Annotated in this window: 12 protein-coding genes and 2 tRNA genes; 4 read left to right on the top strand and 10 right to left on the bottom strand. The window is 67.5% G+C overall.

Going from position 1 to position 12,561, the window contains the following annotated elements:
• Positions 1–16: 16 nt before the first annotated feature.
• Together rlmB and P73_RS16300 are read left to right on the top strand one after the other, a co-directional pair.
• On the top strand, positions 17–796 hold the full coding sequence (gene rlmB, locus P73_RS16305; RefSeq protein WP_043870391.1) for a 23S rRNA (guanosine(2251)-2'-O)-methyltransferase RlmB: 780 nt from the start codon (positions 17–19) through the stop codon (positions 794–796).
• A gap of 198 nt (positions 797–994) precedes the next feature.
• Positions 995–1,426 (top strand): CoA-binding protein, encoded by a 432-nt coding sequence (locus P73_RS16300; protein WP_043870390.1) that lies wholly within the window; start codon positions 995–997, stop codon positions 1,424–1,426.
• Between the two features lie 6 nt (positions 1,427–1,432).
• On the opposite strand, the gene P73_RS16295 is transcribed toward P73_RS16300, so the two are convergent.
• The 3 genes from P73_RS16295 to hisA all read right to left on the bottom strand — a co-directional run bounded on the left by P73_RS16295 (position 1,433) and on the right by hisA (position 3,413).
• The gene (locus tag P73_RS16295; RefSeq protein ID WP_043870389.1) at positions 1,433–1,747 is read right to left on the bottom strand and encodes a phosphoribosyl-ATP diphosphatase; all 315 of its coding nucleotides are present in this window, start codon (positions 1,745–1,747) and stop codon (positions 1,433–1,435) included.
• Positions 1,748–1,756: 9 nt separating this feature from the next.
• Positions 1,757–2,554 carry an imidazole glycerol phosphate synthase subunit HisF gene (hisF, locus tag P73_RS16290; RefSeq protein WP_043870388.1) on the bottom strand — a complete coding sequence of 266 codons (798 nt, stop codon included), beginning with the start codon at positions 2,552–2,554 and terminating at the stop codon, positions 1,757–1,759.
• A 136-nt stretch (positions 2,555–2,690) separates the two neighbouring features.
• Positions 2,691–3,413, bottom strand: a complete 723-nt coding sequence (hisA, locus tag P73_RS16285) for a 1-(5-phosphoribosyl)-5-[(5-phosphoribosylamino)methylideneamino]imidazole-4-carboxamide isomerase (RefSeq protein ID WP_043870387.1) — start codon at positions 3,411–3,413, stop codon at positions 2,691–2,693.
• Between the two features lie 155 nt (positions 3,414–3,568).
• On the opposite strand from hisA, the gene P73_RS16280 reads away from it, so the two are divergent.
• The gene (locus tag P73_RS16280) at positions 3,569–3,955 is read left to right on the top strand and encodes a DUF2147 domain-containing protein (protein WP_043871843.1); all 387 of its coding nucleotides are present in this window, start codon (positions 3,569–3,571) and stop codon (positions 3,953–3,955) included.
• 3 nt (positions 3,956–3,958) lie between these two features.
• Here the strand turns inward: P73_RS16280 and P73_RS16275 are convergent, their stop codons facing one another.
• The 6 genes from P73_RS16275 to P73_RS16250 all read right to left on the bottom strand — a co-directional run bounded on the left by P73_RS16275 (position 3,959) and on the right by P73_RS16250 (position 7,632).
• The gene (locus P73_RS16275) at positions 3,959–4,945 is read right to left on the bottom strand and encodes a hypothetical protein (protein WP_043870386.1); all 987 of its coding nucleotides are present in this window, start codon (positions 4,943–4,945) and stop codon (positions 3,959–3,961) included.
• Between the two features lie 152 nt (positions 4,946–5,097).
• Entirely contained in the window at positions 5,098–5,736 is a 639-nt protein-coding gene (gene hisH, locus P73_RS16270; RefSeq protein WP_043870385.1) for an imidazole glycerol phosphate synthase subunit HisH, read from the bottom strand.
• Positions 5,737–5,763: 27 nt separating this feature from the next.
• Positions 5,764–6,351 (bottom strand): imidazoleglycerol-phosphate dehydratase HisB, encoded by a 588-nt coding sequence (gene hisB, locus P73_RS16265; protein ID WP_043870384.1) that lies wholly within the window; start codon positions 6,349–6,351, stop codon positions 5,764–5,766.
• Between the two features lie 411 nt (positions 6,352–6,762).
• A tRNA-Gly gene (locus tag P73_RS16260) sits at positions 6,763–6,837 on the bottom strand.
• A gap of 55 nt (positions 6,838–6,892) precedes the next feature.
• Positions 6,893–6,967 (bottom strand) — tRNA-Gly (locus P73_RS16255).
• 95 nt (positions 6,968–7,062) lie between these two features.
• The gene (locus P73_RS16250) at positions 7,063–7,632 is read right to left on the bottom strand and encodes a helix-turn-helix domain-containing protein (RefSeq protein WP_043870383.1); all 570 of its coding nucleotides are present in this window, start codon (positions 7,630–7,632) and stop codon (positions 7,063–7,065) included.
• Between the two features lie 112 nt (positions 7,633–7,744).
• Here P73_RS16250 and P73_RS16245 point away from each other — a divergent pair, with 112 nt between their 5' ends.
• A complete protein-coding gene (locus P73_RS16245) occupies positions 7,745–8,908 on the top strand; it encodes a benzoate/H(+) symporter BenE family transporter (RefSeq protein ID WP_043870382.1) in 1,164 nt (387 codons plus the stop codon).
• Between the two features lie 191 nt (positions 8,909–9,099).
• Here the strand turns inward: P73_RS16245 and P73_RS16240 are convergent, their stop codons facing one another.
• A complete protein-coding gene (locus tag P73_RS16240) occupies positions 9,100–12,543 on the bottom strand; it encodes a pyruvate carboxylase (protein WP_043870381.1) in 3,444 nt (1,147 codons plus the stop codon).
• Between the last annotated feature and the right edge of the window lie 18 nt (positions 12,544–12,561).

The following is a 12,561-nucleotide window of genomic DNA, read 5'->3' as shown; positions in this document are numbered from 1 at the left end:
CCGGAAAGTGCACCCCATGAAGAAGCCCAGATGGGTCATCGAGAAGGAACAGCAGAAGCGCCGCGCGGCGCAGGAGACGGTGTGGCTTTTCGGGCTGCACGCGGTGCGTGATGCGCTGCGCAATCCGGCGCGGGAGAGGCTCCGGCTTGTGGTCACGAAGAATGCCTTCGACAAGCTCGGGGCCGATATCGCGGCGAGCGGGATCGCACCGGAGATCGTCGATCCGCGGCGGTTCGACGCGCCGCTCGATCCCGGCTCCGTACACCAGGGCGCGGCGCTCGAGGTGAAGCCGCTGACATGGGGCTCGGTGGCCGAAGTCTGCCTCTCGGCGGGCGAGGGGGCGCCGACGGTCGTTCTGCTCGATCAGGTGACCGACCCGCATAACGTGGGCGCGATCCTGCGCTCGGCCGAGGTCTTCGGCGCAGAGGCCGTGATCGCCACCGCGCGCCATGCCGCGCCCGAGACCGGGGCGCTGGCGAAGACCGCCTCGGGCGCGCTCGAGCGCCAGCCCTACCTGCGCGTGCGCAACCTGTCGGAGACGATCGTGGAGTTGCAGGGGATGGGCTTCGTCTGTCTCGGGCTCGACGGGACGGCGGAGGAGACGATCGACACGGCGGTCACGGCGCTCGCCGGGCGTCCGGTGGCGCTCGTGCTGGGGGCCGAGGGGCCGGGGCTCAGGCAGAAGACGCGCGAGACGGTGGACCGGCTCGTGAAGATCCCCTTCGCCCGCGATTTCGGTTCGCTCAACGTCTCCAACGCCGCGGCGGTGGCACTTTATGCGGCCTCGCGCCGGTAGGGCGCATGTCGCGACAAGTTAACGTTGTGTTCACGTTTATCTTACACGCCCTTTTCGCCGGGGGCGGCCTCCCTATCTATAGTCACGAGACGCGCAGTTTGGAACACGCGCGTCGCTCTCACTGTCCCTCGTTCCAAAACTTCGCCCAGGCTTCGTGCCTGGGCTTTTTTCTGTCGCGATTTCCTCTATCTTGTCGGTATGACCCATATTGATTTGCTCACAGACGACGACATCGCCCGGATCCTCCGCGACACCAAGGTGATCGCGCTCGTGGGGGCGAGCCCGCGGCCGGAGCGGCCCTCCCACGGGGTCGGCAATTTTCTGGCCGCGCGCGGCTACAAGGTGATCCCGGTCAATCCCGGTCAGGCGGGCCGGGAGCTTTTCGGCCAGACGGTCGTCGCCTCCCTCGCGGAGGTCGGTGAGCCGGTGGACATGGTGGACATCTTCCGCCGCTCCGAGGATGTGCCGGAGGTCGTCGAGGACGCGCTGAAGCATCTCAAGAACCTCAAATACGTCTGGATGCAGCTCGGCATCGTCAACGAGAAGGCGGCCGCGCTGGCACGGGCGCAGGGCGCCGAAGTGGTGATGGACCGCTGCCCGGCCATCGAGATCCCGCGTCTCGGGCTCTGACCGCGGTCACTCCCCGCGCCCGGCCTTTTCCGCGATCCCCGACAGGCCCTGGCGGCGCGCGAGTTCGCCGAGCACGTCCTCGAGGGCGATATCGCGCGCGGCGAGCATGACGAGCAGGTGATAGAGCACGTCGGCGGCCTCGTAGGTGAGGTTGTCGCGGTCGCCCTTTGCGGCGGCGACGATCGCCTCCACCGCTTCCTCGCCGAATTTCTCGGCGCATTTCTCCGGGCCCTTGGAGAAGAGTTTCGCGGTCCAGGAGCTGTCGGGATCGGCGCCCCTGCGCGAGAGGATCACCTGTTCGAGGTCGTGCAGAACGGACATGGGAGTTCCTCAGTTGAGCCGCATGGGAATGCCCTTCGAGGCCATGTAGGCCTTGGCCTCGGCAATGGTGTAATCCCCGAAATGGAAGATGGAGGCCGCGAGCACGGCGCTGGCATGGCCTTCGGTGACGCCCTCGACGAGGTGATCGAGCGTGCCGACCCCGCCCGAGGCGATCACCGGGATGTCCACCGCATCGGCGATGGTGCGGGTCATCTGGATGTTGAACCCCGCCCGCGTGCCGTCCCGGTCCATCGAGGTCAGCAGGATCTCGCCCGCGCCCTTCGCCGCGATCCGTTTCGCGAAGTCCACCGCGTCGACCGGATGGCCGTCCTTGTCCAGCGCCGCCTTGCGCCCGCCATGGGTGAAGATCGCCCATTTGACCGGAATGCCGTCGCTGTCCCAGGCGATGGTCTTCGCGTCGATGGCGCAGACGATGCACTGGCTGCCGAAGCGGTCGGCGGCGCGGGCGATCACGTCGGGATCGGCCACGGCGGCGGAGTTGAAGGAGACCTTGTCCGCCCCTGCCAGCAGCAGGTTGCGCACGTCCTCCGTGCTGCGCACGCCGCCGCCGATGGTGAGCGGCATGAAGCATTGCTCCGCCGTGCGGGTGGCGAGGTCGTACATCGTGCCGCGGTTCTCATGGGTGGCGTGGATGTCGAGGAAGCAGAGCTCGTCCGCCCCCGCCGCGTCATAGGCGCGCGCGCTTTCCACCGGATCGCCCGCGTCGATGAGATCGACGAAGTTCACGCCTTTCACCACGCGGCCATCGGCCACGTCGAGGCAGGGGATGATGCGGGTCTTCAGCATATGTGTCTCGCCTTTTCCGGTCGGGGCAGGGGGCGCTCGCGCCCCCTCTGGCTGCGCCATTCACCCCCGAGGATATTTTCGAGCAGATGAAGGCAGGTCAGGTTTAGTGCGCGGCGCCGCGCGATGCAATCGGGCCTCAGTCGCGGAGCAGGGCAAGCGCCTCCCCGAGGTCGATCGCGCCGTCGTAGAGCGCGCGGCCGGAGATCGCCCCGTCGAGCGGCGCGCCGCAGGTCTTGAGCGCGCGCAGGTCGTCGAGCGAGGAGACCCCGCCGGAGGCGATGACCGGGATCGAGACGGCATTGGCAAGCGCCGCCGTTTCGGCGACATTCGGCCCCTGCATCGCGCCGTCGCGGTTGATGTCGGTATAGATGATGGCCGCCACTCCGGCATCCTCGAAGCTTTTCGCGAGGTCGGTGGCGTTGACGCCGGTCTCCTCGGCCCAGCCTTTCGTGGCGACCATGCCGCTGCGGGCGTCGATGCCGACCGCGACCTGTCCCGGAAAGGCGCGGGCGGCCTCGCGCACGAGATCGGGATCTTCCACCGCGACGGTGCCGAGGATCACGCGGGCGAGGCCGCGGTCGAGCCATGTCCCGATCGTCTTCATGTCGCGGATGCCGCCGCCGAGCTGGGCGGGCACCTTGCAGCGCTTCAGGATCTCCTCGACCGGGGCGGCATTGACCGGCGTGCCGGCGAAGGCGCCGTTCAGGTCCACGAGGTGAAGCCATTCGCAGCCGGCCGCGACGAAGTCCATCGCCTGGGCGGCGGGATCTTCGTTGAACACGGTCGCCTTCTCCATCTCGCCCTTGTAGAGGCGCACGGCCTGGCCGTCCTTGAGGTCGATGGCGGGGTAGAGGATCATGTCGGGACTCCCGTGGTGGAACTGTCGCGCCTCCTTTGGCACGATTGCACGGCAATTGCAAAACCCGGCTTGCGCGGCCCGTGCCCCAACGTCAGACTTGCCCCGGAGCGGCGTGGCTCCGCAGGATGCGGGCATCTTCAGGGAGGAGAACCATGATGAAGACAGTCGCACTCGCCGCGGTCGCGGCGCTCGGCCTGGCCCATGCGGCCCATGCCGCCGATCCCGTCACCGGCACCTGGCAGACGCAGGTCGACGACGGCCATTACGCCCATGTCCGCATCGCCCCCTGCGGCGACAGGATCTGCGGCACGATCGCGAAGGCCTTCGACGCGGGCGGCCCGATCGAGTCGCCGAATGTCGGCAAGCCCATCGTCTGGGACATGGTCCCGCAGGGCGGCGGCGCCTACAGGAGCGGCAAGATCTGGCAGCCCTCGACCGGCAAGGTCTACAATTCCAAGATGCAGCTGAACGGCAATTCGCTGAAGGTGTCGGGCTGCGTCGGGCCGATCTGCAAGGGGCAGACCTGGAGCCGCCTTCCCTAGCGCTCAGAAGCTGAGCTTGTAGCCGAAGCCGAGCGAGGGCGCGTCGAGCCCGTCGGTGATGTCGGCATCCTCCGCCGTGACGGAGACCTGTTCGCCCGTGTCGAAGGTGAAGCGGGCGCCGAAGCCGATGCGGGCGCTGTGGGCGACGGTCCCCGTCGTCGTCTCGCTCCAGATGCCGCTGAGCCCGCCGGTGAGATCGAGAAGCCCGTGGCGGCGCGACAGGCTGTGCAACATGTCGAGCCCGTATTCGACCTTCGTGTTGTGATAGCCGAGCGGGGCGCTTCTTGCCGAGGTCGTGCCGATCTGGCGTTCCGCGAGATAGCGCGCGCCGAGAAAGGGCTCGAGCTCGAACGCCTTCAGCGCGATGGTTCCCGTCATCCGGAGCTGCGCGAGCAGCCGGTCGGCGGCAAAATGCTCCGCGCTTCCTTCCCGGAGGGCGACGCTGTTGCTCGTGCGCCCGTAGAGCAGGCGGCCCTCGACATAGAGGGGATGATCGGCATGGCGAAGGGCGAAATAGGGACCGGCGAGCGCGCCGTCCGCGTGATGTTCCGTGCGTGTGTCGAGCCGGTCCGTGCGGTCGAATTCGACCATCGTGCCGAGGAGGAAATCCTCGCTGATCCAGCGATGCGCGCCGAGGGTGGCGAGGTAATAGCCGCGTTCGTCCACCTCTCCGCCGGACCACTGGCCGCGCAGCCGGAACCAGACCGGGCGGCGCGTGCGGCTCGTCAGTTCGAGCCGGCCCTGGTCGTTTTCGACATAGGCGTCGAGCGTGCCGGAACTGTCCGTGTCGAAGAAGGCGGTGAGATCGGGCTGGTAGGCCGCGCTGCGCTGGGCACGGAAGGAGAAGGCATCGGTGATCGTCGTCTTCGCCTGGGCGGCCCCGAGGTGCTGCGGCGGCTGGTCCTCCTGCGCCTCGGCCGCGCAGGGGAGGGCGAGACCCAGACAGATCGCCCCGGCCCAGCCTGTCAGACTGTCCAAACGCTTGCGCATCTCCGGCTGTCGTCCCTGTGCGTGAGACAGAGGCGAGCGGTCGCGCGCCGCCGCGGGCACGGGCCGCTCCCGTCACACTCAGGTTAACAGCTCGGGCCGGGGGTGCTAAGGTCCCGGCCGTTCACGAGGCCGGGAGGAGCGCGCGGTCGGCGTCAGGGCGCCCATCCGAGGAAGTTCGAGATGATGCGAAGGCCGGCGCGCTGGCTTTTCTCCGGGTGGAACTGGCAGCCGACCATGTTGCCCTTCGCGACGATGGCGGTCACGTCGCCGCCATAGTCGACATGTGCGAGGCGGTCGGCCGGATCGCGGACCCGGAAGTGATAGGAGTGGACGAAATAGGCGTGGTCGCCGGTTTCGATGCCGTCGAGCACCGGGTGCGTGGCGTCGATCACCAGATCGTTCCAGCCCATGTGCGGCACCTTGAGCGCGGGGTCGGAGGGGGCGATGCGCACCACCTCTCCGTCGATCCAGCCGAAGCCCGGTGTCTCCTCGTATTCGAGGCCGCGCGTCGCCATCATCTGCATGCCGATGCAGATCCCCATGAAGGGGCGGGCATTCCGCGTCACCGCCTCCGAAATCGCCTCGAACAGGCCGGTGTGGTCGAAGAGCTGCCCGCGGCATGCCGGGAAGGCCCCGTCTCCCGGCAGCACGATCCGGTCCGCCCTGGCCACCACGTCGGGTTCCGAGGTCACGACGATCGTGCCGGAGCCGCGTTCGCGCGCCATCCGTTCGAAGGCCTTGTGGGCCGAATGCAGGTTGCCGCTGTCGTAGTCGACGAGTGCCGTGAGCATGGGTGTCCTTTTCGTGGGGGAGGCGGCTCAGAGCGCGCCTTTGGTGCTGGGCAGGCTGTCCGCCATGCGCGGGTCGATCTCGAGCGCCATGCGCAGCGCGCGGGCGACCGACTTGAACGCGGCCTCGGCGATATGGTGGCTGTTGAGCCCGTGCACCTTGTCGACATGGAGCGTGATGCCGCCATGGGTGGAGAGCGCCTGGAAGAATTCGCGCACGAGCTCGGTGTCGAACGTGCCGATCTTGCCGGTCGGGAAGTCCACGTTCCAGACGAGGAAGGGCCGGGCGGAGAGATCGAGGGCGCAGGCGACCTGCGTGTCGTCCATCGCAAGCGCGAAATGGCCGTAGCGGTTGATGCCCTTCTTGTCGCCCACCGCCTGCGCCAGCGCCTGTCCGAGCGCGATGCCGGTATCCTCGACCGTGTGGTGATCGTCGATATGGGTGTCGCCGGTGGCGCGGATCGTCATGTCGATGAGGGCGTGCCGCGCGAGCTGGTCGAGCATGTGGTCGAAGAAGCCGACGCCCGACTCGTTGTCATAGCGTCCGGTGCCGTCGAGGTCGATCTCGACGCTGATCTCGGTTTCCGCCGTCTTGCGGGTGATGCTCGCCTTGCGCATGGGGAGGTCCTTTCGCTTGCCCGCCGCTTATACGCGCGCGAACCGGGATTTGCCAAGCCGCTCGGACGCGGGGCCACGGGGGAGGAGGGGCGGACCGGGCCGGAGCGCGTCTCGTGCTGCGGCTGTCGTGCGGCGAAGGGCCGTTTGCGGCCTTTCCCAGGTGTGAAGTGCCGCAGGCGGATCCCGGCCCCGTCAGGTCTTCGGAAAGGCGGACGCGGGGTGCCGCATGGCGCTGGCGATCCCCATTCCACCCGGCGCTCGCCCGGCTGGCGGACCCGCGGCGCGTCTTCGTGTCTCTGTCAGGTCCGGAGGGCGTCGGGCGAACGCCCATGCCGGGCCGAAGCGGCTGCCGCGGGAGTGACTCGTGGCGCGAAAGGGAAATGTCGCGACCCATCGCATCGGAAAGGAAACTGGAGCGGGCGATGAGATTCGAACTCACGACCCTTACCTTGGCAAGGTAATGCTCTACCCCTGAGCTACGCCCGCTCGCGTCCACCTGTGTCGTCGGTCGGTCACGTCCTCCGGTCGTTCCGGAGGAAACTGGAGCGGGCGATGAGATTCGAACTCACGACCCTTACCTTGGCAAGGTAATGCTCTACCCCTGAGCTACGCCCGCATCCTTGGGTGAGGCGTGAGATATGAAATCCCGTTCGGGGCTGCAAGGGGAAAATCGCCTCGGGGAGGATTTTTTGCCGCCGCGGGGCGGGCCGGTCAGGGCGCGGTGCCTGTCCCGGTCCGGCGCGGATAGTGGATTGTGTTGTGAAATTCCGCGGCGGCCCCGCCCCGGTTGCGGTAGCCATGCGGCACATCCGCGGCAAGGCGCAGTCCCTCTCCCTGCGCACAGGCCCGCCAGTCGTCCCCGATCAGGACCTCGATCCCGCCCCGCAGCGCAAAGACGTCCTCGACCACGCCGGTGTCATGGGCCTGCGACAGATGCGTCTGTCCGGGGGCGAGCGTCACGACGAAGGTTTCCGATCCGAGACGCGGATCGAAGGGAAAGACGGTGCGGATGCCGATGCTGCCCGTGACCTCCTCCGGGATGCCGCGCGCGGGGGCGGAGAGGCGGGGCATGTCCCCCACCTCCTCGAGCAGGGCGGTCAGCGGCAGGTGGAACCCCTTCGCGAGCTTCCACAGCGTCGCGACCGTCGGGCTCGACTCGCCGCGTTCGATCTGGCCGAGCATCGCCTTGCTCACGCCGGTCAGCTCGGCGGTCCGGGCAAGGCTCAGCCCGGCCTCCTGCCGCAGGGCTTTCAGATTGATCCTGATCTTGCTGTCGCTCACCGGCGGGCCGCCCCGATTGTCTCTTGTGCGCTATAACGTCCGTGCGTTATAGCGGTCATGTCTCTTATACCGCAGGCGCCCGCCCTTGCCAAACCCTCCCGGAAGGTTTCCCATGTTCGGAGTGAAGCTGTCCCATCTCGTCGCCGGCGCGGTCGCCGTGCTCCTCGGCTATACCAGCAGCGTCGCGATCATCTTCCAGGCCATCGACGTGCTCGGCGCGACACAGGCGCAGGCGAACAGCTGGATGCTGGCGCTGGGCCTCGGCATGGGGATCAGCGGGCTCGTCCTGTCGCTGCGCTACAGGATGCCGATCCTCACCGCATGGTCCACCCCCGGCGCGGCGCTTCTCGGGGTGAGCCTCGAGGGCGTGCCGATGGCGCAGGCGATCGGGGCCTTCGTGTTCTGCGGGCTCCTGCTGACCCTGACCGGCCTCTCCGGCTGGTTCGAGCGGCTCGCGCATATCATTCCCGAGGCGCTGGGCAGCGCCATGATCGCCGGCATTCTCTTTCAGTTCGGGCTGGGGATCTTCTCCTCCATGGAAGAGAACCTGCCGCTGGTGGCGCTCATGTGCCTGACCTATCTCGCCGCGCGGCGCCGCTTCGCCCGTTTCACCATTCCGCTCGTGCTTCTGGCCGGGATCGTCTTCTGCGCCGTGACCGGGGCCTTCGACACCTCCCTGCCGGTGGATTTCGGGATCGCGCGGCCGGTGTTCGTCATGCCGGACTTCACCCTTGCCACGCTGATCGGCGTCGGCCTGCCGCTCTATATCGTCACCATGACGTCGCAGAACGTCCCCGGCGTCGTGACCCTCCGGGCCTCCGGCTACGAGCCGCCCGTGTCGACCTCGATCACGGTCACCGGCCTGACCACGCTGCTCCTCGCGCCGTTCGGCGGATATGCCTTCAACCTCGCGGCGATCACGGCGGCGATCTGCGCCGGGCCCGAGGCCGACGAAAACCCCGCCACCCGCTACAGGGCGGCACTGGTCGCGGGGGTGCTCTATTGCGTCGTCGGGCTGCTGGGCGGGGCGGTGATCGGGCTTTTCCTCATCGCGCCTTCGGCGCTCGTCGTGACGGTCGCGGGGCTCGCGCTGCTCAACACGATCTCCTCGAGCCTCACCGCCGCGCTCCAGGATCCGGCCCAGCGGGAGGCGGGGCTCGTCACCTTCATGACCACGGTGTCGGGAATTTCCTTCTTCGGCATCGGCGCCCCGCTCTGGGCGCTGCTGTTCGGCGGGATCGTCTCCGCCGCCGTCTCCCTGCGCCGGGCGCGGTGACGAAAGTCGCGTTGTCGACGCCAGCGCGGGGGGATCGACGCCTCGCGGGCCCGGCGGAACAAGGCGAAGACCACGAAGGGCAGGCGACCGTCCGCTGCCCTCCTCACCTCAGGCCCGACGCCGCCCTCGCCCGGAGACCGGAGGCGCAGATGGCGGCGCGCGCCCGGCACATTGTTCCGGGCGAGACGCGGTCACTCGAATTCGACGAGCAGATCCTTGGCGTCGATCTGGCTGCTCGGGGAGACATGGACCGCCTTCACCGTGCCGTCCTGATCGGCGGTGATGGAGGTCTCCATCTTCATCGCCTCGATGGTCAGGAGCACGTCGCCCTTCTTCACCGCCTGGCCGGCGGCGACGGCCACGGTCGCCACGACCCCCGGCATCGGGGCGCCGACATGTTTCGGATTGCCCATGTCCGCCTTTGCGTTCACCGCGACGGAGGCGGCGGCGGAGCGGTCCGGCACCCGGATGGTGCGCGGCTGGCCGTTCAGTTCGAAGAAGACCTTCACCTCGCCCTTCTCGTCGGGCTCCGCGAGCGCGAGGCAGCGGATCTCGAGCGTCACGCCCTCGTCGATGGAGGCAGAGATCTCCTCGCCCTCCTGCATGCCATAGAAGAAGTTCCGCGTCGGCAGGGTCCGCACCGGGCCATATTGCTCATGGCGCGCGACATAGTCGGTGAAGACCTTCGGATACATGAGGTAGCTGTTGAAATCCTCGTCGTCGAAGTCCACATCCGGGAATTTCGCCTGCAACTCGGCGCGCAGCGCGTCGAAATCGACAGGCTCGAGATGCTTGCCGGGACGGTCGAGGTTCGGCTTCTCCTTGCCCAGGACCTTTTTCACGATCGCCTCCGGGAACCCGCCCGGCGGCTGGCCGAGATTGCCGCGCATCATGTCGATGACGCTGTCGGGGAAGGCCACGTCGGTCTTCGGATCCTCGACCTCGGCGCGGGTGAGGCCCTGGCTGACCATCATCAGCGCCATGTCGCCCACGACCTTGGACGACGGCGTGACCTTCACGATATCGCCGAACATCATGTTCACATCGGCATAGGCCTGCGCGACCTCGTGCCAGCGCTCCTCGAGCCCGAGGGAGCGGGCCTGCGCCTTCAGGTTGGTGAACTGCCCGCCCGGCATCTCGTGCAGGTAGACCTCGGAGGCGGGGGCCTGGAGCGAGCTTTCGAAGGCGGCATATTGCGCGCGCACCGCTTCCCAGTAATTCGACATCTCGCGGATCGCGCCGATGTCGAGCCCGGTGTTGCGCTCGGTGAAGCGCAGCGCCTCCACGATGGACCCGAGCGTCGGCTGGGAGGTGTTGCCCGAAAGGGCGTCCATTGCCGCGTCCACGGCATCGACGCCCGCCTCGGAGGCGGCGAGGACCGTCGCGATCGCCGCGCCGGAGGTGTCATGCGTGTGGAAGTGGATCGGCAGGCCGACCTCCTCCTTCAGCGCGCGGATCAGCATCCCCGCCTGCGTCGGCTTCAGCAGCCCGGCCATGTCCTTCAGCCCCAGCACATGCGCGCCGGCGGCCTCGAGCTCCTTCGCCATCTTCACGTAGTAGTCGAGCGTGTATTTCGGCCGGGTCGGGTCGAGCAGGTCGCCCGTGTAGCAGATCGTGCCCTCGCAGACCTTGCCGCTCTCGATCACCGCGTCCATCGCGACGCGCATGTTCTCGACCCAGTTGAGACTGTCGAAGACGCGGAACACGTCGACGCCGGTCTCCGCGGCCTGTTTCACGAAGCTCTGCACGACATTGTCGGGATAATTCGTGTAGCCGACGCCGTTGGAGGCGCGCAGCAGCATCTGGGTCATGATGTTCGGCATCCGCTCGCGGATGTCGCGCAGGCGTTGCCAGGGGCATTCCTGGAGAAAGCGATAGGCGACGTCGAAGGTTGCGCCGCCCCAGCATTCCACCGAGAAGAGCGTCGGCAGGTTCGCCGCATAGGAGGCGGCGGCGTTCACCATGTCGATCGAGCGCATCCGCGTCGCAAGGAGCGACTGGTGCCCGTCGCGCATCGTCGTGTCGGTGATCAGGAGCTGTTTCTGGTCGAGCATCCAGTCCGCGACCGCCTTCGGCCCCTGCCGGTCTAGAAGCTGGCGCGTGCCGTCCGGCGGCAGTTCGGCCCGCAGCGCGGGCGGCACCGCGCGGGGGGCGTCGGACTTCGGCCTCGGCCGGCCGACGGTTTCCGGATGCCGGTTCACGGAGATGTCCGCGAGATAGGTGAGGATCTTCGTCGCCCGGTCGCGGCGCGGCTTGAAATCGAACAGCTCGGGCGTCGTGTCGATGAATTTCGTGGTGTATTCGTTGTTGAGGAAGACCGGGTGTTTCAGCAGGTTGATCACGAAGTCGATGTTGGTCGACACGCCGCGGATGCGGAACTCGCGCAGGGCGCGGTCCATCCGGGCGATCGCGGCCTCGGGCGTGCGCGCCCAGGCGGTCACCTTCGTGAGCAGCGAATCGTAATACCGGGTGATCACCGCGCCGGAATAGGCCGTGCCGCCATCGAGGCGGATCCCCATGCCGGTGGCCGAACGATAGGTGGAGATGCGGCCGTAATCGGGGATGAAGTTGTTGGTCGGATCCTCGGTCGTCACCCGGCACTGGAGCGCGTGGCCGTCGAGCCGGACGTCGTATTGCGAGGCGACGCCCGTCGCCTCCATCAGGCTCTTGCCCTCGGCGATCAGGATCTGGGCGCGCACGATGTCGATGCCGGTGACTTCCTCGGTCACGGTGTGTTCGACCTGGACGCGGGGATTCACCTCGATGAAGTAGAACTTGCCTGTCTCCATATCCATCAGGAATTCTACAGTGCCCGCGCATTCGTAATTCACATGCTCGCAGATGCGCTTGCCGAGGTTGCACAGCTCCTCGCGCTGGGCGGCGGAGAGATAGGGGGCGGGGGCGCGCTCGACGACCTTCTGGTTGCGCCGCTGCACCGAGCAGTCGCGCTCGTAGAGGTGGTAGATATTGCCCTGGCTGTCGCCCAGGATCTGCACCTCGACATGGCGCGCCCTGGTGATCATCTTCTCGAGATAGCCCTCGCCATTGCCGAAGGCCGCCTCGGCCTCGCGCCGGCCCTCCTTCACCTTCTCCTCGAGCTCCTCCGCGGTGTCGATCGGACGCATCCCGCGCCCGCCGCCGCCCCAGGATGCCTTGAGCATCAGCGGAAAGCCGATCTCCTCGGCCTCCTTGCGGATCGCGTCGAAATCGTTGCCCAGAACCTCGGTCGCGGGGATGACCGGCACGCCTGCCGCGATGGCGACCTTGCGCGCGCTGGCCTTGTCGCCGAGCTTGCGCATCGTTTCCGCCTTCGGCCCGATGAAGGCGATCCCGGCCTCCGTGCAGGCATCCACGAAATCGGGGTTCTCCGACAGGAGCCCGTATCCCGGATGGATCGCGTCGGCGCCGCTTTCCCTGGCGACCCGGATGATCTCGGGGATCGAGAGATAGGCGGCGACCGGTCCCATGCCCTCGCCGATCTTGTAGGCCTCGTCCGCCTTGAACCGGTGGAGCGACAGCTTGTCCTCCTCGGCATAGATCGCGACGGTACGCTTGCCCATCTCGTTGGCGGCGCGCATGACGCGGATGGCGATCTCGCCGCGGTTGGCGATGAGGACTTTCCTGAACTCGGCCATGGTGTGAAGGCTCCCTTG

The organism is Celeribacter indicus, assembly GCF_000819565.1.
In the GTDB taxonomy this organism is placed as follows: Bacteria; Pseudomonadota; Alphaproteobacteria; order Rhodobacterales; family Rhodobacteraceae; genus Celeribacter; species Celeribacter indicus.
The sequence above is the reverse complement of the archived record's forward strand: the minus strand, read 5'-3'. Positions and strand labels throughout refer to the sequence as shown.